Genomic DNA, 20,467 nt, shown 5'->3' on the forward strand with positions numbered 1-20,467 from the left:
TCCCGGAGCGCTCCATTCCCTCCCAAACCAGGCGCCTGACCTGCGCGGCTGCATCAATTCCAAGGTGATTGGCCGCCTTTGGCGAACCATGTGAAGGCCTCGTGCAGACTGGCCGGATGCGTATGGAGGTTGTTTCGGAGCCGGGCGCTGCGGGTCGCCCGAACGAGGACTTCGCCGCCGTCGGAGTACCCGCTTCCGGGCAGGGCGGCTGCCTTGTCGTGCTGGACGGGGTGACACCGCCGCGGACGGAGACGGGCTGTCTGCATTCGGTCCCCTGGTTCACCGCACGGCTCGGCGGCGCTCTGACCGAACTGACCGTTTCCCGCCCAGATCTGACGCCGGCGGAGATTCTCGCCCGGGCCATCGCGCGAACCGCCGAGGCACACGCGCTCACTTGTGACCTTTCTCACCCGCGCACGCCGCAGGCAACCGTGGTGCTCGTCCGCTGGTCGGCCGGGAGCGTGGAGTATCTGGTGCTGTCCGACTCGGTGCTCCTGCTGGAGTCCGCGGACGGCTCGGTCGTGCCCGTCGTGGACGACCGGCTGGCCCTCCTGCCCCGGGCAGCGCTCGCCACCGACGCGCTCGTCGACGCCACGCTGCGCAACAAGGAGGGCGGCTTCTTCACTGCGGCGGCGGACCCGTCGGTGGCGGACCGGGCCGTGACGGGCACCGTGCCGGCCGACGAGATCCACTCCCTGGCGGCGCTGACGGACGGGGCGGCGCGGTGGGTGGAGAAGTTCCACGAGGGCGGCTGGGCGCAGTGCCTCCGCCTGGTGCGCAAGGAGGGCGCGCGAGAGCTGGTGGACCGCGTACGGGCCCTGGAGGCGGCGGACCGTCAGGAGCGGGCGTGGCTCGGGCGGAGCAAGACGCACGACGACGCGACGGTGGTGTTCGTGGAGCCGTGAGGAGCGGAGCAGGCGGCGGGACGTCGGGGCGGCGGGGCCGCGCCACCCGGCTGCCCGGCTACTTGTCGTGCTTCTCCATGACGCCGTTCAGCTCGTGCAACAGCCGTGCCAGTTCCGACACCTCGCGGCGGTCCCAGTGGGCGAGCCGCCGGCCGTAGCGCGCCCGGCGGGCCTCGCGCACCCGGCCGACGCGGCTGCGGCCCTCCCGGGTGAGGGCCACCAGCCAGGCCCGTCCGTCCGCGGGATCGGGCTCACGGGCGACCAGGCCGAGCTCCTCCAGGGCGCGCAGCTGGCGGGACATGGTGGCCTTGCCGACACCGATGTAGGCGGCGAGCTCCGTGGCGCGCTGGCTGCCGCACTCCTCCAGACGGATCAGCAGTCCGTACGCGGAGGACTCGAGGTCCGGGTGGACCTCGCGGGCCATCTCGCCCTGGCTGGCCCGGGCGCGGCGCAGCAGCACCGTCAGTTCCCGTTCCAGGGCCAGGAACTCGCGGTCCACACCAGTGGGCGAGGCATCGCCGGATGCGGCGTCCCGCCCGTCGCCTCTTGGGTCTTCGTGCACGTCAGCCCCTGCCTGAAAGTTTTCCCGGTCCTGAAAGTTTCCGCCCGTCGCCGCCATCGCCGCAGCTGAGTCAGTATTTCGCAGGCGTAGACCAACGGCAGCCCCCGGCCCCCCTTCCCAGGGCGCATCTACGTGCGTAGCTTCGACACCAGGCACTGAATGGCATGCCCACGACATCACCGCTCCCGGCGGGTCTACCGTGACCCGCTCTTCCCTTGTGCAACGGTGGGCATGCCCCCCTGTTTCCCCCCACCGAGCACCACCGAACTTCGGAGGCACGTCATGCCCGTGCACAGATCCGGAACGGCCCGCGCGCGGCGGCTCACCGTCGCGGGAGTCCTGCTCGCAGCGTTCTCGGTCTTCTTCACCGTCCCTTCCTCGGCCGACACCACCCCAGCCCGCGGCTCCGCGTACATGGGCATGGGCGTCCTGGCGCACGACGGTCGCAGCGGCACGCCCACCAGCGCCGACGCCACCCAGACCGAAGGCGTCGACGTCAGCGGCTACCAGGGCAACGTCGCCTGGTCCACGCTGTGGAACAGCGGCGTGCGGTGGGCCTACACGAAGGCGACGGAGGGGACGTACTACACGAACCCCTACTTCGCGCAGCAGTACAACGGCTCCTACAACGTCGGCATGATCCGCGGCGCGTACCACTTCGCGACCCCGGACACCACCAGCGGCGCCACCCAGGCCAACTACTTCGTGGACCACGGCGGCGGCTGGTCCCGTGACGGCAAGACCCTCCCGGGCGCCCTCGACATCGAGTGGAACCCCTACGGCGCCGCCTGTTACGGCAAGTCCGCCAGCGCGATGGTCAGCTGGATCGCCGACTTCCTCAACACCTACAAGGCGCGCACCGGCCGTGACGCCGTCATCTACACGGCCACCAGCTGGTGGACCCAGTGCACCGGCAACTACGGCGGCTTCGCCGCCAACAACCCCCTGTGGATCGCCCGCTACGCCTCGACGGTGGGCACCCTGCCGGCGGGCTGGGGCTACTACACGATGTGGCAGTACACGTCGTCCGGCCCGACGGTCGGCGACCACGACAAGTTCAACGGGGCGCTGGACCGGGTGCAGGCCTTGGCCAACGGCTGACACCCACCCCCGAGCACGCGGGGCGAAGGCCCGGGCCTCCCTCACGGGACCCGGGCCTTCGCTCGTCCGGCAGCGTCCGTCACGCCGCTACCGGAATCTCGGGCTCCGCGCCGTTCACGGCCGGCGCGAGGGCCAGTTCCAGGACCTGGCGGACGTCTGTGACGGCGTGGACGTCGAGCTTGTCCAGCACCTCCGCCGGGACGTCGTCCAGGTCGGGCTCGTTGCGCTTGGGAATGATCACGGTGGTCACCCCGGCCCGGTGCGCCGCGAGCAGCTTCTGCTTGACGCCGCCGATGGGCAGGACGCGGCCGGTCAGCGAGACCTCGCCGGTCATCGCCACGTCCGTGCGCACCAGGCGGCCCGACAGCAGCGAGGCGAGCGCGGTCGTCATGGTGATGCCCGCGCTCGGACCGTCCTTCGGCACCGCGCCCGCCGGGAAGTGGATGTGCACACCCCGGTCCTTCAGATCGCCCACCGGCAGCTCCAGCTCGGCGCCGTGGCTGCGCAGGAAGCTCAGCGCGATCTGCGCGGACTCCTTCATCACATCGCCCAGCTGACCGGTCAGGGTCAGGCCCGCCGCCCCCGTCTCCGGGTCGGCCAGGGACGCCTCGACGAAGAGCACGTCGCCGCCCGCCCCGGTGACCGCCAGACCCGTCGCCACACCGGGGACGGCCGTACGGCGCTCGGCCGGGTCCTGGGCGGACTCGGGCACGTGGTGCGGGCGGCCGATCAGGCCGCGCAGATCCGCCTCGGTGACGGCGAACGGCAGGGTCCGCTCCCCCAGTTCGTGCTGGGCCGCCACCTTGCGCAGCAGCCGCGCGATGGACCGCTCCAGGGTGCGCACGCCCGCCTCGCGGGTGTACTCGCCGGCCAGCTTGCGCAGCGCGCCCTCGTCGATCGTGACCTCGGCCCGGTCCAGGCCGGCCCGCTCCAGCTGGCGCGGGAGCAGGTGGTCGCGCGCGATGACGACCTTCTCGTCCTCGGTGTACCCGTCCAGGCGGACGATCTCCATCCGGTCGGCCAGCGCCTCCGGGATGGCCTCCAGAACGTTCGCGGTGGCCAGGAAGACGACGTCCGACAGGTCGAGTTCGACCTCCAGGTAGTGGTCGCGGAAGGTGTGGTTCTGCGCCGGGTCCAGGACTTCGAGCAGGGCCGCGGCCGGGTCGCCGCGGAAGTCGGAGCCCACCTTGTCGATCTCGTCCAGCAGCACCACCGGGTTCATCGACCCGGCCTCCTTGACGGCCCGCACGATCCGGCCGGGCAGCGCACCGACGTACGTACGCCGGTGGCCGCGGATCTCGGCCTCGTCGCGGACGCCGCCGAGGGCGACCCGGACGAACTTCCGCCCCATGGCGTGCGCCACGGACTCGCCGAGCGAGGTCTTGCCCACACCGGGCGGTCCGACGAGGGCCAGGACGGCACCGCCGCGCCGCCCGCCGATCACACCCAGGCCGCGGTCGCCGCGGCGCTTGCGCACCGCCAGGTACTCGGTGATCCGCTCCTTGACGTCCTCCAGGCCCGAGTGCTCGGCGTCCAGGACCGCCTTGGCGCCCTGGATGTCGTAGGCGTCCTCGGTCCGCTCGTTCCAGGGCATCTCCAGGACGGTGTCCAGCCAGGTGCGGATCCAGGAGCCCTCGGGCGAGGCGTCGGAGGCCCGCTCCAGCTTGTCGACCTCCTTGAGGGCGGCCTCGCGGACCTTCTCGGGCAGGTCGGCGGCCTCGACGCGGGCGCGGTAGTCGTCGGACTCCTCTCCGTCGCTCTCGCCGTTCAGCTCGCGCAGTTCCTTGCGGACGGCCTCGAGCTGACGGCGCAGCAGGAACTCGCGCTGCTGCTTGTCGACGCCCTCCTGGACGTCCTTGGCGATGGTCTCGGCCACGTCCTGCTCGGCGAGGTGGTCGCGCAGCTGCTGGGTGGCGAGCTTCAGCCGGGCCACCGGTTCGGCGGTCTCCAGCAGCTCGACCTTCTGTTCGATGGTCAGGAACGGCGAGTAGCCGGAGTTGTCGGCCAGCGCGGAGACGTCCTCGATGGCCTGCACCCGGTCCACGACCTGCCAGGCGCCGCGCTTGCGCAGCCAGGCGGTGGCCAGGGCCTTGTACTCCTTGACCAGCTCCGTCACCTGGCCGGGCAGCGGCTCCGGCACGCTCTCGTCGATCCGCGTGCCCTCGACCCACAGCGCGGCACCCGGTCCGGTGGTCCCGGCGCCGATCCGCACACGGCCGCGGCCGCGGATCAGGGCGCCCGGGTCGCCGTCGGCCAGCCGGCCGACCTGCTCGACCGTGCCCAGCACGCCGGTCTTCGCGTACGTCCCCTCGATGCGCGGCACCAGCAGCACCCTGGGCTTCCCGGGCTCCGACCGGGCGGCGGCCTGAGCGGCCTCCACCGCGGCCCGCACCTCGCTGTCGCTCAGATCCAGCGGGACCACCATCCCGGGCAGCACGACCTCGTCATCAAGCGGCAGCACAGGCAGGGCGAGCGGTGTGAACGCTGCGGACTCAGCAGCCATGATCTCCCCTTCGGCAGTCAAGTTGAGTTATGCCGACTCAATGCACGGGCGACCCCGAATGTTCCCCAGGGGCCGTTCGCTCTGAGCGATCACCGAACGGGCGGCCCGGCGGCGCCGACCGATTCACCGCAACCTCCCAACTCCCCGCCGGCCCGCACGCCACCCGTAATTCATGTGGCGGTGCGGTGCGGTTCGGGCAGGATGGCCCCATGACCGCCTCGTACGAGACTCCTGTGGTGCTGGACCGTCGCGAGGGCCCCTATGGCGAGGTCGCGCTGCGCCGGCACGGCGAGTTGCTCCAGATCATCGCCAACGGCTGCTTCCTGATGGACACCTCCGACGGCCGTTCTGAACGGCTGCTGGTCGACGCCGCCCTCGCCGCGCTGGACGGCAGGGCGCGCCCGCACGTGCTGATCGGCGGTCTGGGCGTCGGCTTCTCGCTCGCGCACGCCGCCGCCGACCCGCGCTGGGGACGGATCACGGTGGTCGAGCGGGAGCCGGCGATCATCGGCTGGCACCGCCACGGCCCCCTCGCCGAGCTCACGGCGGCGGCGCTCGCCGACCCGCGCACCGAGATCGTCGAGGCCGATCTCCTCGCCTACGTCAATGAGACATCCACCACGTTCGACGCGCTGTGCCTGGACATCGACAACGGCCCCGACTGGACGGTCACCGAGGGCAACGACGGGCTGTACACACCACCCGGACTGGCAAGCTGCGCAAGGGCGTTGACGCCCGGCGGAGTGCTCGCGGTGTGGTCGGCCAGGCCGTCTCCGGAATTTGAAGGAACCTTGTGGAATGTCGGGTTCCAACAGGTGCGCACCGAAGAGATCCCCGTTGCCCGGGGCGTTCCGGACGTCGTGCACCTGGCCGTCCGCCCTGGATAGCAAAGCCACGGTGACTCCCCGTACGCTGCTTCCCTGACGCCGATCATTCAAGCGTCAATCGCAACCATGCGCAGTCAAGGAATCACCCCACGGATTCCGGAAGCACACCTCTCAGGGGCGGGCGATGGAGCAGACACACACCTCCCACAACGCGACGTCGGCCGGGCCGGGCGCACAGCGCCGGGTCCTGGTGGTCGAGGACGACCAGACCATCCTGGACGCCATCGCCACGCGCCTGCGCGCCGAGGGATTCCTCGTGCAAACGGCGGGCGACGGCCCGTCCGCGGTCGACACCGCCGAGGCCTGGCAGCCCGACCTGCTGATCCTCGACATCATGCTGCCCGGCTTCGACGGCCTGGAGGTCTGCCGCCGCGTGCAGGCCCAGCGGCCCGTGCCGGTGCTGATGCTCACCGCGCGGGACGACGAGACCGACATGCTGGTCGGCCTCGGCGTCGGCGCCGACGACTACATGACCAAGCCGTTCTCGATGCGGGAGCTGGCGGCGCGCGTGCACGTGCTGCTGCGTCGCGTGGAGCGGGCCGCCCTCGCCGCCGCGACGCCGCGCAGCGGCATCCTGCGCCTGGGCGAGTTGGAGATCGACCACGCGCAGCGCAGGGTGCGGGTACGCAGCGAGGACGTCCACCTGACGCCGACGGAGTTCGACCTCCTGGTGTGTCTGGCGAACACCCCGCGCGCGGTGCTCTCGCGCGAGCAGCTGCTGGCCGAGGTCTGGGACTGGGCGGACGCCTCCGGCACCCGGACCGTCGACAGCCACATCAAGGCGCTGCGCCGGAAGATCGGCGCCGAGCGGATCCGCACGGTGCACGGCGTGGGCTACGCGCTGGAGACGCCGACCCCATGAGCGACGGGCCGGCCGCACGGCGGACCCCGTCAGGACCCTGGGGTGACGTACGACCGTTCTCGATCAAGACCAAGCTGGGCGCGCTGGTCGTCATCTCGGTGCTGATCACCACCGGTCTGTCGATGATCGCGGTGCACACCAAGACCGAGCTGCGCTTCATCATGGTCTTCTCGATGATCGCCACGCTGCTCATCACGCAGTTCGTGGCCCATTCGCTCACCGCGCCGCTGGACGAGATGAACGCGGTGGCCCGGTCCATCTCGCACGGCGACTACACCCGCCGGGTGCGCGAGAACCGCCGGGACGAGCTGGGCGCGCTGGCCCAGACGATCAACCGCATGGCCGACGAGCTGGCCGCCCAGGACCGCCAGCGCAAGGAGCTGGTGGCGAACGTCTCGCACGAGCTGCGCACGCCCATCGCGGGCCTGCGCGCGGTGCTGGAGAACATCGTCGACGGGGTCACCGAGGCGGACCCCGAGACCATGCGCACGGCCCTGAAGCAGACCGAGCGGCTGGGCCGGCTGGTCGAGACGCTGCTGGACCTGTCCCGTCTGGACAACGGCGTCGTCCCGCTGAAGCTGCGGCGCTTCGAGGTGTGGCCGTATCTGTCGGGCGTGCTGAAGGAGGCCAACATGGTCGCCTCGGCGCGCGCCGAGATGGCCTCCGGCTCCGGGAGCCACACGCGTACGGACGTCCATCTGAGCCTGGACGTCTACCCGCCGGAGCTGACCGCGCACGCGGACCCCGAGCGCATCCACCAGGTGGTCGCCAACCTGATCGACAACGCGGTCAAGCACAGCCCGCCGCACGGCCGTGTCACGGTGCGGGCGCGGCGCGGTCCGCAGCCGGAGTCGCTGATGCTGGAGGTCCTCGACGAGGGGCCCGGCATCCCCCGCTCCGAGTGGCACCGCGTCTTCGAGCGCTTCAACCGGGGCGCGGTGAGCCGGCCGCACGGTCCGGGCAGCGACGGCGGCACGGGGCTCGGGCTGGCGATCGCCCGCTGGGCCGTGGATCTGCACGGCGGCCGGATCGGCGTGGCCGAATCGGATCGCGGCTGCCGGATCCTCGTCACCCTTCCAGGGCTTCCCTCAGTTCAAAGTTGACGTAAAGTTCGACCGGAACCTCAAGATCCACGAGCGTTCCGTCGATCCGGCCGCAGCTGGACACGTGTGATCAGGCAGGGGCCTGCCTCCGTACCGGGCCAGGCCCGGGTCCGGCCTTCCCTGCCGCGGGTGAACCACGGTTGTTTCCCGCCATTTCAAGCCCCGAAACACAGCTTTCGATGTGACTTACACGACGATGGACGGGCCCGACCTGACCTTCACGGTCCCGGAGGCGTAGCCTTTATTCCCGCTGTCCATCACCTTGTGAAGCGGAAGAGGGCGGTTGCCGCCGTGTCGCCACAGTCCCCCAGTAACTCGAGCATCTCCACCGACAACGACCAGGCCGGGAAGAACCCCGCTGCCGCGTTCGGTGCCAACGAGTGGCTCGTCGACGAGATCTATCAGCAGTACCTCCAGGACCCGAACTCCGTAGACCGCGCCTGGTGGGACTTCTTCGCCGACTACAAGCCGGGCGCCGCCGCGGCTGTCTCCTCGGCCCCGTCGGGCACTGCGGCCGCGGGGGCCGCAGCGACCACCACGGCTCCGCAGGCGCCCGCCGCCCCGGCCCAGCCCGCGCAGGCCCCGGCCGCCCCGAAGCCGGCCGCCGCCGCTCCGGCCCCGGCCGCCGCCCCGGCGAAGCCCGCCGCGCAGGCCCCGGCGCCCGCGAAGCCCGCCGCCGCCAAGCCGGCCGCCGCGAAGCCCGCGCCCGCCGCCGAGGCCCCCGCCGGCCCCGAGCTCGTGACGCTGCGCGGCCCGTCCGCCGCGGTCGCCAAGAACATGAACGCCTCCCTGGAGCTGCCCACGGCCACGTCCGTGCGCGCCGTCCCGGTGAAGCTGCTGTTCGACAACCGCATCGTCATCAACAACCACCTCAAGCGGGCCCGCGGCGGGAAGATCTCCTTCACGCACCTCATCGGCTACGCCATGGTCCAGGCGATCAAGGCCATGCCGTCGATGAACCACTCCTTCGCGCAGAAGGACGGCAAGCCCACCCTGGTCAAGCCGGAGCACGTCAACCTGGGTCTCGCCATCGACCTGGTGAAGCCCGGCGGCGAGCGCCAGCTGGTCGTCGCGGCCATCAAGAAGGCCGAGACGCTGAACTTCTTCGAGTTCTGGCAGGCCTACGAGGACATCGTCCGCCGCGCCCGCGACGGCAAGCTGACGATGGACGACTTCACCGGCGTCACCGTCTCCCTCACCAACCCCGGCGGCCTCGGCACGGTCCACTCGGTGCCGCGCCTGATGCCCGGCCAGTCGGTGATCATGGGCGTCGGCTCCATGGACTACCCGGCGGAGTTCCAGGGCACCTCCCAGGACACCCTGAACAAGCTCGGCATCTCGAAGGTCATGACGCTCACGTCGACCTACGACCACCGGGTGATCCAGGGCGCCGCCTCCGGCGAGTTCCTGCGCGTCGTCGCCAACCTCCTCCTCGGCGAGAACGGCTTCTACGACGAGATCTTCGAGGCGCTGCGCATCCCCTACGAGCCGGTCCGCTGGCTCAAGGACATCGACGCCTCGCACGACGACGACGTCACCAAGGCCGCCCGCGTCTTCGAGCTGATCCACTCCTACCGGGTCCGCGGCCACGTCATGGCCGACACCGACCCGCTGGAGTACCGCCAGCGCAAGCACCCCGACCTGGACATCGTCGAGCACGGCCTCACCCTGTGGGACCTGGAGCGCGAGTTCGCCGTCGGCGGCTTCGCCGGCAAGTCGATGATGAAGCTGCGCGACATCCTCGGCGTGCTGCGCGACTCGTACTGCCGCACGGTCGGCATCGAGTTCATGCACATCCAGGACCCCAAGCAGCGCAAGTGGATCCAGGACCGCGTGGAGCGCCCGCACTCCAAGCCGGAGCGCGAGGAGCAGCTGCGCATCCTGCGCCGGCTGAACGCGGCGGAGGCCTTCGAGACCTTCCTCCAGACGAAGTACGTCGGCCAGAAGCGCTTCTCCCTGGAGGGCGGCGAGTCCGTCATCCCGCTGCTGGACGCGGTCATCGACTCGGCGGCCGAGTCCCGCCTGGACGAGGTCGTCATCGGCATGGCCCACCGCGGCCGGCTGAACGTGCTGGCGAACATCGTCGGCAAGTCCTACGCGCAGATCTTCCGCGAGTTCGAGGGCAACCTCGACCCGAAGTCGATGCACGGCTCCGGCGACGTGAAGTACCACCTGGGCGCCGAGGGCACCTTCACCGGCCTGGACGGCGAGCAGATCAAGGTCTCGCTGGTCGCGAACCCCTCCCACCTGGAGGCGGTCGACCCGGTCCTGGAGGGCGTGTCCCGCGCCAAGCAGGACATCATCAACAAGGGCGGCACGGACTTCACCGTCCTGCCGGTGGCGATCCACGGCGACGCGGCCTTCGCGGGCCAGGGCGTGGTGGCCGAGACCCTGAACATGTCGCAGCTGCGCGGCTACCGCACCGGCGGCACCGTCCACGTCGTCATCAACAACCAGGTCGGCTTCACCGCGGCCCCCGAGTCCTCGCGTTCGTCGATGTACGCGACGGACGTGGCCCGGATGATCGAGGCCCCGATCTTCCACGTGAACGGCGACGACCCCGAGGCCGTCGTCCGCGTCGCCCGTCTGGCCTTCGAGTTCCGCCAGGCGTTCAACAAGGACGTGGTGATCGACCTCATCTGCTACCGCCGCCGCGGTCACAACGAGTCGGACAACCCGGCCTTCACCCAGCCGCTGATGTACGACCTGATCGACAAGAAGCGCTCGGTGCGCAAGCTGTACACCGAGTCCCTGATCGGTCGCGGCGACATCACCCTGGAAGAGGCCGAGCAGGCGCTCCAGGACTACCAGGGCCAGCTGGAGAAGGTCTTCACCGAGGTCCGCGAGGCCACCTCCCAGCCGGTTCCCGGCGAGGCCGAGGCGCCGCAGGACGGCTTCCCGGTGGCGGTCCCGACGGCCGTGTCCGCCGAGGTCGTCAAGCGCATCGCCGAGTCCCAGGTCAACGTCCCCGACCACATCACCGTCCACCCGCGTCTGCTGCCGCAGCTGCAGCGCCGGGCGGCCATGGTCGAGGACGGCACCATCGACTGGGGCATGGGCGAGACCCTCGCCATCGGCTCGCTGCTGCTGGAGGGCACCCCGGTCCGCCTGGCGGGCCAGGACTCCCAGCGCGGCACCTTCGGCCAGCGCCACGCGGTGATCATCGACCGCGAGACGGGCGAGGACTTCACCCCGCTGCTGTACCTCTCCGAGGACCAGGCCCGTCTGAACGTCTACAACTCCCTGCTGTCCGAGTACGCGGCGATGGGCTTCGAGTACGGCTACTCGCTCGCCCGCCCCAACGCGCTCGTGATGTGGGAGGCCCAGTTCGGCGACTTCACCAACGGCGCGCAGACGGTCGTGGACGAGTTCATCTCGTCGGCGGAGCAGAAGTGGGGCCAGACGAGCGGCGTAGTGCTCCTGCTCCCGCACGGCTACGAGGGCCAGGGCCCGGACCACTCCTCGGCCCGCCCGGAGCGGTTCCTCCAGCTGTGCGCGCAGAACAACATGACGGTCGCGATGCCGACCCTGCCGTCGAACTACTTCCACCTCCTGCGGTGGCAGGTGCACAACCCGCACCACAAGCCGCTGGTCGTCTTCACCCCGAAGTCGATGCTGCGCCTGAAGGCCGCGGCCTCGAAGGCGGAGGAGTTCACCACGGGCGAGTTCCGCCCGGTCATCGGCGACGCGTCGGTCGACCCGAACGCGGTGCGCAAGGTGGTCTTCTGCGCCGGCAAGGTCTACTACGACCTCGAGGCGGAGCGGAAGAAGCGGGGCGTGACGGACACCGCGATCATCCGTATCGAGCGCCTGTACCCGCTGCCGGGTGCCGAGCTCCAGGCGGAGATCAAGAAGTACCCGAACGCCGAGAAGTACCTGTGGGCCCAGGAGGAGCCGGCGAACCAGGGTGCCTGGCCGTTCATCGCGCTCAACCTGATCGACCACCTGGACCTGGCGGTCGGCGCGGACGTGCCGCACGGCGAGCGCCTGCGCCGCATCTCCCGCCCGCACGGCTCCTCCCCCGCCGTGGGTTCCGCGAAGCGGCACCAGGCGGAGCAGGAGCAGCTGGTACGCGAGGTGTTCGAGGCGTGACCGCGTAGCCGCCCACGTGACCGCGTAGCCGCGCAGCCGCTGCCGCGGGCCGTACGTGACCGGGCCGCACCCTCGTCCACGGGGGTGCGGCCCGGCCCTTTGCGCGCCCTTATCCTTGGCTTCATGTACTTCACTGACCGTGGCATCGAGGAGCTGGAGAAACGGCGGGGCGAGGAGGAGATCACCTTCGAGTGGCTCGCCGAGCAGCTGCGGACCTTCGTCGACCTGAACCCCGACTTCGAGGTTCCGGTGGAGCGGCTGGCGACCTGGCTGGCCCGGCTGGACGACGAGGACGACGAGTAGCGATCCAGCGGCGAACGACGTGGGCGCCCCTTCGGGGGCGCCCTTCGCCTTTTCCCGGTGCGTCCCTACCTCACGGGGTGTGTCTTGACTTTCCGTGTCCGCGATATATCGTGTCTTAAGGAGGGACGCGATATGGCGTGACGCGTCGCTCTCCGGTCCGTCTCCGGCCCTGCGGTTCCGCGTGGTCCGGTCGTCCGTCCCAGGAGGTCTGCACCATGTCCGAGTGGTCCGTGGGCGAGCCCAGGAAGCTCACCTTCGACAAGCCGGTGACCCAGCTCAACGTCCGCATCGTCAACGGAGCGGTGAACGTCGTGGGCACGGACGAGAGTTCCGCGCGCCTGGAGGTCTCCGAGATCGAGGGGCCGCCCCTGGTGGTCACCCAGCAGGGCGGCACCCTGACCGTGGCGTACGAGGACCTGCCTTGGAAGGGCTTTCTGAAGTGGCTGGACCGCAAGGGCTGGCGGCGCAGCGCCGTCGTCTCCCTGGCCGTCCCGGCGGGCACGCACGTCGAGGTCGGAGTGGTCGGCGCCGCCGCGATGGTCTCGGGCATCGACGGGCGCACGGAGGTCAAGGGCGTCACCGGGGACACCACCCTGGTGGGTGTCACCGGCCCGGTGCGCGCGGACACGGTGTCGGGGAACCTGGAGGCGCAGGCCCTCTCCGGAGAGCTGCGGTTCCACTCGGTCTCGGGGGACCTGACGGTGGTCGAGGGTGCGGGCTCCTCGGTCCGGGCGGACTCCGTGAGCGGCTCGATGATCGTCGACCTGGACCCGGCGGGCCGCCCCACCGACATCAACCTGACCAACGTCTCCGGCGAGATCGCCATCCGGCTGCCCCACCCGGCGGACGCGGAGGTGGAGGCCAACACCGCCAGCGGGTCGGTGTCCAACGCCTTCGAGGACCTGCGGGTCAGCGGGCAGTGGGGCGCCAAGCGGATCACCGGCCGGCTGGGCACGGGCCACGGCAGGCTGAAGGCGACGACGGTCTCCGGCTCGATCGCCCTGCTCCGGCGTCCGCCGGCGGAGGACGGACCGTGGGACTCCGGCCCGGACCCGGACGGCGGCCCCACCCGGTCCGCGACCGACGGCCCGACCGACGGCACGACCGACAAGAAGGTGCTCTGACATGCCCCCCGTCTTCGCTCACGGCCGCCTCCGCCTCTACCTGCTGAAGCTGCTCGACGAGGCCCCGCGCCACGGCTACGAGGTGATCCGCCTGCTGGAGGAGCGCTTCCAGGGGCTGTACGCACCCTCGGCCGGCACCGTCTACCCGCGGCTGGCCAAGCTGGAGGCCGAAGGCCTGGTCACGCACACCACCGAGGGCGGCCGCAAGGTCTACGCCATCACGGACGCGGGCCGTGCCGAACTCGCCGACCGCAGCGGGGAGCTGGCCGACCTGGAACTGGAGATCCGTGAGTCGGTCGCCGAACTCGCCGCCGAGATCCGGGCCGACGTACGAGGTGCGGCGGGCGATCTGCGGCGCGAGATGCGTGCCGCCGCCTCCCAGGCCCGGCAGGGCTCCGGCACGGCCTCGGGGGGGCACGCCTGGTCGGGCGAGGCCGAGGACAAGGAGGCCTGGCGGGCCGCCAAGGAGGAGATGCGCCGCGTCAAGCAGGAGTGGAAGGAGCAGGCGCGGCGCGCCAAGGACGAGAGCCGCCGGGCCCGCGAGGAGGCCCAGCGGGCCCGGCGTGTGGCGAAGGAGGCCCAGGAGCGGGCGCGGGCGCAGGCACAGGAGGAGTTCCAGCGCATCGCCCGTCGCGTCCAGGACCAGGTGCAGGACCATTTCGCGCGGGGCGACTGGCCGACCGGGGTGCGCGAGGGCCTGACCGAACTGGCCAAGGAGTTCGGCGACTTCGGCAAGGACTGGGGCAAGGACCTGGGCAGGGACTTCGGCTTCGGCCGCCCCGCGGCCGGCGCCGCGACGGCACCGGCCGAATACTCACAGACCCCGGAGGACTTCCCGGCCGAGTACGAACCGTCCTGGGCGCACGAGGACTTCACCGGCGACCCCGCCCGCGACCTGGACCGCATTCTGGACCGCTTCCGGGACGACATCCGCGACGCGGCCCGCGACCACGGCGTGACCACCGACCAGCTCCGCGACACGCGCCGCCACCTGTCGAGGGCCGCGGCCCACATCACGGCCCTGCTCCACACGCCGAAGCCCTGACGCCCCTGCCGCGGCGGGCCCCTGACACCGGGGCCCGCCGGGCAACGGCACGGCATGGACCGGCCGCGCGGCCAGGGTCCGCGGAGTGGTTCAGGTGGTGGTGAGGACGATCTTGCCGAACTGGCCGCCGGACTCCATCCGTTCGAAGCCCTCGCGGGCCCGGTCGAGGGGGAGGATCTCGTCGATGACGGGGCGGACTCCGGTGGTGGCGCAGAAGGAGAGCAGGTCCTCCAGCTCGTCCTTGGTGCCCATCGTCGAGCCCACCACCTTCAGCTCCAGGAAGAAGATGCGCGTGAGCTCGGCGTGCGAGGGGCGGTCGCCGCTGGTGGCGCCGGAGATGACGATGGTGCCGCCGGGGCGCAGCGACTTCACCGAGTGGGACCAGGTGGCCGCGCCGACGGTCTCGATCACAGCGTCCACCCGCTGCGGCAGCCGCGCCCCGGACTCGACCGCCTCCACCGCGCCGAGTTCCAGCGCCCGCTTGCGCTTGGCCTCGTCGCGGCTGGTGGCGAAGACCTTGAGGCCGGCCGCCTTGCCGAGCACGATGGCGGCCGTGGCGACACCGCCGCCGGCGCCCTGCACGAGGACGGAGTCACCGGGGCGTACGCCCGCGTTGGTGAAGAGCATGCGGTAGGCGGTGAGCCAGGCCGTGGGCAGGCAGGCGGCCTCCTCGAAGGAGAGCCCCTTGGGCTTGGGCAGCAGGTTCCAGGTCGGCACCGCGACCTGCTCGGCGAAGGTGCCCTGGTAGCGCTCGGTCAGGATGGAGCGGGGCTCCTTGGGCCCGACACCGTGCCCGCTCTGTCCGATCACTGAGTGCAGGACGACCTCGTTGCCGTCCTCGTCGACACCGGCGGCGTCGCAGCCGAGGATCATGGGCAGCTTGTCCTCGGACAGGCCCACGCCCTTCAGGGACCAGAGATCGTGGTGATTCAGGGAGGCGGCCCTGACGTCGACGGTGCTCCAGCCGGGGCGGGCCTCGGGGGCCGGGCGCTCCCCCGACTCCAGACCGTTCAGCGGCTGGTCGCGGTCGATTCGGGCGGCGTAGACAGCGAACATGACCTTGACGATAGGGCTGCGCCGACGCCGACGGAACCGCGGGCGCCTGTGACACACGCCCTCTTGCCAAGCTCCGTGTGCCCGCCGAGCAGCGGTGAGGCGGCGGCCGGACCGGTGCTTGCCCGTGCCCGGACGGCGAATGGCCCCGTCCCACGGGGACGGGGCCATTCGGGTCGGCGCCGGTGACGAGGTCACGGCGGCGACGGGCTCACGTCAGCGACGGGCCACGCCCTCCGCGCGCGCCGCCGCCGCGACGGCCGCCGTCACGGCCGGGGCGACCCGCTCGTCGAACGGGGAGGGGATCACATAGTCCGCGGCGAGGTCGTCGCCGACGACCCCGGCCAGCGCCTCGGCCGCCGCGATCTTCATCCCCTCGGTGATCCGGGAGGCCCGCACCTGGAGCGCGCCCGCGAAGATGCCGGGGAACGCCAGGACGTTGTTGATCTGGTTGGGGAAGTCCGACCGGCCGGTCGCCACGACCGCCGCGTACTTGTGCGCGACGTCCGGGTGCACCTCGGGGTTCGGGTTGGCCATGGCGAAGACGAAGGCCCCCTCGGCCATCGACGCCACGGCCGACTCCGGCACCGTACCGCCGGAGACGCCGATGAAGACGTCGGCGCCGGCCAGCGCGTCCTCCAGGGACCCGGTGATGCCCGCCTTGTTGGTGAACTCGGCCAGTTCCCGCTTGACCGGCGTCAGGTCCTCCCGGTCCGCCGAGACGACGCCCTTGCGGTCGGACACCGCCACGTCCCCGATGCCGGCCTCGACCAGCATCTTGGCGATGGCGACACCGGCCGCGCCCGCGCCGGAGATGACGGCCCGCAGCTCGCCGATACCACGGCCGCTCAGCCGGGCCGCGTTGCGCAGGGCCGCGAGGGTCACGACCGCCGTGCCGTGCTGGTCGTCGTGGAAGACCGGGATGTCCAGGCGTTCCTGGAGCTTGCGCTCGATCTCGAAGCACCGGGGCGCCGAGATGTCCTCCAGGTTGACTCCGCCGAAGGACGGCGCGAGGCGCACCACGGTCTCGACGATGTCGTCGGCGTCGGTGCAGTCGAGTGCGATCGGCACCGCGTCCACGCCGCCGAACTGCTTGAAAAGGATCGCCTTCCCTTCCATCACCGGAAGGGAGGCTTCAGGGCCGATGTCCCCGAGGCCCAGCACGGCCGTTCCGTCCGTCACGACGGCGACCACGGACGACTTCCACGTGTAGTCGTGGACGAGTTCCGGCTGCTCGGCGATGGCGGTGCACACCCGCGCGACGCCGGGCGTGTACGCCAGGGACAGGTCGTCCTTGTCACGGACGGGCACGGTGGCCTGCACGGCCATCTTGCCGCCGCGGTGCAGCGCGAAGGCAGGATCGAAGGAATCGAGCGGCTCTGCCCCGCCGTCCTGATCCGTACTCCTGTCGCTGCGAGGATTGACGATCTCCGCTGCCACTTGGTTTTACCCCTTAAGTGTTCATGGTTTGAGGGTGGCCACTCCTGGTGAGGGGTGGGCGGGACCGCGCATGGCCCAGTGAGTGATGCGTTCGGGCACAGACGCGACGGGCGCGCCGCACACGCGCCCTGAGCCCCGGATGAGGGGTGTAAAGAACCTTCTTACCCGACGGACCGCATCGACGACGAGTCCATAACGCGAAGGTCACATGACGGCGAGTCGACACGTACCCCAATATGGGGACAAGTCCGTGTCGAATGTTCGGCAATGCCTCCAAATCGCTCGTACGCGCCGTCCCCGCGGACTGCACGGCGAAGCGGACCGGAGATCTTCCGGCGAGAAGGAGGGATAACCGCAGATGATCCCGCCTTGATAGGCCGGCCGATCGTCCTTCGGGGGTCACCCGTTATCCGATTTTGACATGGCGAGTGCCCTGAATGGCGCAATCCGAATGGCAAGATGCGTCAATCACACGAGGTCGCGACACCCGAAGGTGTGTGTTCTCGTCGACCCATCGGCAACTCCACCCATCCGCCGGAGGAACCCACCATGACCGCAGGCTCCACCCGTCGTACGACCGCCGCGCACTCCCGTCTGGCCGCGGTCGGTGCGATCGCGGTCGCAGGCGCCCTGATTCTCACCGGCTGCGGTGACCAGACCAAGGACAAGGACAAGTCCTCCGGCAGCTCGTCCGCCGCCTCCGCCCCGCTGGCCGACAAGCTGCCGGCGTCGATCCGTGACAAGGGTGTCATCAAGGTCGGCTCCGACATCGCGTACGCGCCCGTCGAGTTCAAGGACGACTCCGGCAAGGTCGTCGGCCTCGACCCCGACGTCGCGGCCGCCCTCGGCAAGCAGCTCGGCGTGACCTTCCAGTTCGAGAACGGCACGTTCGACGCCCTGCTCACCGGCATCCGCTCCAACCGCTACGACATCGCCATGTCGGCGATGACGGACAACAAGAGCCGCCAGGACGGCGTCGACCCGGCCACGGGCAAGAAGGTCGGCGAGGGCGTCGACTTCGTCGACTACCTGACCGCCGGCGTGTCGATCTACACCCGCAAGGGCGACACCGAGGGCATCACCTCCTGGTCCGACCTGTGCGGCAAGAAGATCGCCTTGGAGCGCGGCACCGTCTCCAACGACCTCGCCAAGGCCGAGGCGAAGAAGTGCCCGAGCGGCAAGAAGCTCACCATCGAGGCCTTCGACGACGACCAGCAGGCCCAGACACGGCTGCGCTCGGGCGGCGCGGACGCCGCCTCCTCCGACTTCCCGGTCGCCGCGTACGCGGTGAAGACCTCCGGCGGCGGCAAGGACTTCGAGATCGTCGGCGACCAGGTCGAGGCGGCCCCGTACGGCATCGCCGTCTCCAAGAGCAACACCCAGCTGCGCGACGCGCTCCAGGCCGCGATGAACGCGATCATCAAGAACGGCGAGTACCAGAAGATCCTTCAGAAGTGGGGCGCCCAGGACGGCGCCGTGAAGGAGTCCGTCATCAACGGCGGCAAGTGACCGTGCGAGCAGCCACCGAGAGGCAACACCCGTGACTGCTGACATCGACAAGACGGCGGGGCCCAAGGGCACGCCCCCGTCCGGAGCGCAGGCCATCAAGGCCATTCCGGTCAGGCACTACGGCCGGTACGTGACCGCCCTGGTCGCGATCGCGGTCCTGGTCGCGATCGTCTACGCGTTCGGCCAGGGCAAGATCAACTGGCACGCCGTCCCCGACTACTTCTTCGACGACCGGATCATGACCGGCGTCGGCAAGACCCTCCTGCTGACGGTCCTGTCGATGCTGATCGGCATCGTGGGCGGCATCGGCCTGGCCGTGATGCGCCTGTCGAAGAACCCGGTGACCTCGGCGATCGCCTGGTTCTACATCTGGTTCTTCCGCGGCACGCCGGTCCTGGTCCAGCTGTTCCTGTGGTTCAACCTGGGCCTGGTCTTCGAGTACATCAACCTCGGTCCGATCTACAAGAACTACTGGTCGGACTTCATGACGCCGCTGCTGACGGCGCTGCTCGGCCTCGGCCTGAACGAGGCGGCGTACATGGCGGAGATCTGCCGCGCCGGCCTGCTCGCCGTCGACGAGGGCCAGACCGAGGCCGCCCACGCTCTGGGCATGAGCCACGGCAAGACCCTGCGCCGGATCATCATTCCGCAGGCCATGCGGGTGATCGTGCCGCCGACCGGCAACGAGGTCATCAACATGCTGAAGACGACCTCGCTCGTGGCGGCCGTCCAGTATCCGGAGCTGTTCCGCTACGCCCAGGACATCGGCCAGGTCTCCGGCGCCCCGGTGGAGATGTACTTCCTCGCCGCCGCCTGGTACCTGATCATGACCTCGGTGCTGAGCGTGGGCCAGTACTACATCGAGCGGTACTACGCCCGCGGCTCCAGCCGCAGCCTGCCGCCGACGCCGTGGCAGAACGTGAAGGCGAACATGTTCTCCCTCGGCCGCCCGAAGGGAGGCATGGCATGACCGGCAAGCTCAGCAAGCAGGACGCGGCCACGCGCGACTCCTCCGTCGCGATGGTCAAGGCCGAGGGCGTGCACAAGTCGTTCGGCCAGGTCGAGGTCCTCAAGGGCATCGACCTGGAGGTCAGGCCCGGCGAGGTGTTCTGCCTCATCGGCCCCTCCGGTTCCGGCAAGTCGACCTTCCTGCGCTGCATCAACCACCTGGAGAAGATCAACGCGGGCCGGCTGTACGTGGACGGCGAGCTCGTCGGCTACCGCCAGCACGGCGACAAGCTCTACGAGCTGCGTGACCGCGAGGTCGCCATGAAGCGCCGGGACATCGGCATGGTCTTCCAGCGCTTCAACCTGTTCCCGCACATGACGGCGCTGGAGAACGTCATGGAGGCGCCGGTCCAGGTCAAGGGCACCAACCGGGGCCAGGCCAAGGAACGGGCGATGCAGCTTTTGGAGCGCGTGGGTCTGGCCGACCGGGCCGGGCACTATCCCTCGCAGCTCTCAGGCGGCCAGCAGCAGCGTGTGGCGATCGCCCGGGCCCTCGCCATGGACCCCAAGCTGATGCTGTTCGACGAGCCGACGTCGGCACTGGACCCGGAGTTGGTCGGTGACGTCCTGGACGTCATGCGCGACCTCGCCGAGTCCGGCATGACGATGGTCGTCGTCACCCACGAGATGGGCTTCGCCCGCGAGGTCGGCGACAACCTGGTCTTCATGGACGACGGTGTGGTGGTGGAATCCGGCCACCCGCGGGAGGTCCTGACCAACCCGCGGCACGAGCGCACGCAGTCGTTCCTGTCGAAGGTGCTGTGACCGACGGTGCCGTAACGGGTAGACGCGATCCTGCGAAAAGGGGCGGTACGGGAGTCCGTACCGCCCCTTCCGCTGTCCCGGTCCCTACTTCAGGGCCAGCAGCAGGGTGTCCGACGGCGAGCACCACACCGGGCGGGCCTCCGCGAAGCCCTTTTCGCGCAGCACGCGCGCGTGCCAGGCGGCGGACGGCATGTCGCCGTCGGCG

The 20,467-nt window shown here is 70.4% G+C and carries 16 protein-coding genes and 1 pseudogene; 12 read left to right on the top strand and 5 right to left on the bottom strand.

What is annotated here, in order from left to right; genetic code table 11:
* Positions 1-116 precede the first annotated feature (116 nt).
* The gene (locus tag ABZ484_RS16405) at positions 117-905 is read left to right on the top strand and encodes a protein phosphatase 2C domain-containing protein (RefSeq protein ID WP_358866560.1); all 789 of its coding nucleotides are present in this window, start codon (positions 117-119) and stop codon (positions 903-905) included.
* 58 nt (positions 906-963) lie between these two features.
* Here ABZ484_RS16405 and ABZ484_RS16410 read toward each other — a convergent pair whose 3' ends face one another.
* Positions 964-1,467, bottom strand: coding sequence for a MarR family transcriptional regulator (locus ABZ484_RS16410; protein ID WP_358866561.1), 504 nt, complete (start codon positions 1,465-1,467; stop codon positions 964-966).
* Positions 1,468-1,749: 282 nt separating this feature from the next.
* On the opposite strand from ABZ484_RS16410, the gene ABZ484_RS16415 reads away from it, so the two are divergent.
* Positions 1,750-2,568, top strand: a complete 819-nt coding sequence (locus ABZ484_RS16415; RefSeq protein WP_358866562.1) for a lysozyme — start codon at positions 1,750-1,752, stop codon at positions 2,566-2,568.
* Between the two features lie 79 nt (positions 2,569-2,647).
* Here the strand turns inward: ABZ484_RS16415 and lon are convergent, their stop codons facing one another.
* Positions 2,648-5,071 carry an endopeptidase La gene (lon, locus tag ABZ484_RS16420; RefSeq protein ID WP_358866563.1) on the bottom strand — a complete coding sequence of 808 codons (2,424 nt, stop codon included), beginning with the start codon at positions 5,069-5,071 and terminating at the stop codon, positions 2,648-2,650.
* A gap of 209 nt (positions 5,072-5,280) precedes the next feature.
* On the opposite strand from lon, the gene ABZ484_RS16425 reads away from it, so the two are divergent.
* From ABZ484_RS16425 to ABZ484_RS16455, 7 genes are all read left to right on the top strand, one after another.
* Entirely contained in the window at positions 5,281-5,958 is a 678-nt protein-coding gene (locus ABZ484_RS16425) for a spermidine synthase (protein WP_358866564.1), read from the top strand.
* Between the two features lie 124 nt (positions 5,959-6,082).
* Positions 6,083-6,820, top strand: a complete 738-nt coding sequence (locus ABZ484_RS16430; RefSeq protein ID WP_189902244.1) for a response regulator transcription factor — start codon at positions 6,083-6,085, stop codon at positions 6,818-6,820.
* Complete coding sequence (locus ABZ484_RS16435) at positions 6,817-7,923, top strand: ATP-binding protein (protein WP_358866565.1); 1,107 nt, start codon at positions 6,817-6,819, stop codon at positions 7,921-7,923. The genes ABZ484_RS16430 and ABZ484_RS16435 overlap by 4 nt, the downstream gene beginning before the upstream one ends.
* Positions 7,924-8,214: 291 nt before the next feature.
* Positions 8,215-12,015 (top strand): multifunctional oxoglutarate decarboxylase/oxoglutarate dehydrogenase thiamine pyrophosphate-binding subunit/dihydrolipoyllysine-residue succinyltransferase subunit, encoded by a 3,801-nt coding sequence (locus ABZ484_RS16440; protein WP_358866566.1) that lies wholly within the window; start codon positions 8,215-8,217, stop codon positions 12,013-12,015.
* A 123-nt stretch (positions 12,016-12,138) separates the two neighbouring features.
* Complete coding sequence (locus tag ABZ484_RS16445; RefSeq protein WP_028420339.1) at positions 12,139-12,318, top strand: DUF6104 family protein; 180 nt, start codon at positions 12,139-12,141, stop codon at positions 12,316-12,318.
* 215 nt (positions 12,319-12,533) lie between these two features.
* The gene (locus ABZ484_RS16450; protein WP_358866567.1) at positions 12,534-13,442 is read left to right on the top strand and encodes a DUF4097 family beta strand repeat-containing protein; all 909 of its coding nucleotides are present in this window, start codon (positions 12,534-12,536) and stop codon (positions 13,440-13,442) included.
* Position 13,443: 1 nt separating this feature from the next.
* Positions 13,444-14,487 carry a helix-turn-helix transcriptional regulator gene (locus ABZ484_RS16455; protein ID WP_358866568.1) on the top strand — a complete coding sequence of 348 codons (1,044 nt, stop codon included), beginning with the start codon at positions 13,444-13,446 and terminating at the stop codon, positions 14,485-14,487.
* A gap of 90 nt (positions 14,488-14,577) precedes the next feature.
* On the opposite strand, the gene ABZ484_RS16460 is transcribed toward ABZ484_RS16455, so the two are convergent.
* Both ABZ484_RS16460 and ABZ484_RS16465 read right to left on the bottom strand, forming a co-directional pair.
* On the bottom strand, positions 14,578-15,543 hold the full coding sequence (locus tag ABZ484_RS16460; protein WP_358866569.1) for a zinc-binding dehydrogenase: 966 nt from the start codon (positions 15,541-15,543) through the stop codon (positions 14,578-14,580).
* A gap of 213 nt (positions 15,544-15,756) precedes the next feature.
* Positions 15,757-16,980, bottom strand: a complete 1,224-nt coding sequence (locus tag ABZ484_RS16465; protein WP_358866570.1) for an NADP-dependent malic enzyme — start codon at positions 16,978-16,980, stop codon at positions 15,757-15,759.
* Between the two features lie 549 nt (positions 16,981-17,529).
* Here ABZ484_RS16465 and ABZ484_RS16470 point away from each other — a divergent pair.
* The 3 genes from ABZ484_RS16470 to ABZ484_RS16480 are packed head-to-tail and all read left to right on the top strand — an operon-like array spanning position 17,530 to position 20,262.
* Entirely contained in the window at positions 17,530-18,489 is a 960-nt protein-coding gene (locus ABZ484_RS16470; RefSeq protein ID WP_358866571.1) for an ABC transporter substrate-binding protein, read from the top strand.
* Positions 18,490-18,520: 31 nt separating this feature from the next.
* Positions 18,521-19,459: an amino acid ABC transporter permease gene (locus ABZ484_RS16475; RefSeq protein WP_358866572.1), complete on the top strand. Its 939-nt coding sequence runs from the start codon at positions 18,521-18,523 to the stop codon at positions 19,457-19,459.
* Between the two features lie 50 nt (positions 19,460-19,509).
* Positions 19,510-20,262 carry an amino acid ABC transporter ATP-binding protein gene (locus tag ABZ484_RS16480; RefSeq protein ID WP_030170439.1) on the top strand — a complete coding sequence of 251 codons (753 nt, stop codon included), beginning with the start codon at positions 19,510-19,512 and terminating at the stop codon, positions 20,260-20,262.
* Between the two features lie 84 nt (positions 20,263-20,346).
* On the opposite strand, the pseudogene ABZ484_RS16485 reads toward ABZ484_RS16480, so the two are convergent.
* Positions 20,347-20,467, bottom strand: a pseudogene (locus tag ABZ484_RS16485) (SAM-dependent methyltransferase); the annotation flags it as partial.

The sequence above is a fragment of the Streptomyces sp. NPDC006393 genome (assembly GCF_040628575.1).
In the GTDB taxonomy this organism is placed as follows: domain Bacteria; phylum Actinomycetota; class Actinomycetes; order Streptomycetales; family Streptomycetaceae; genus Streptomyces.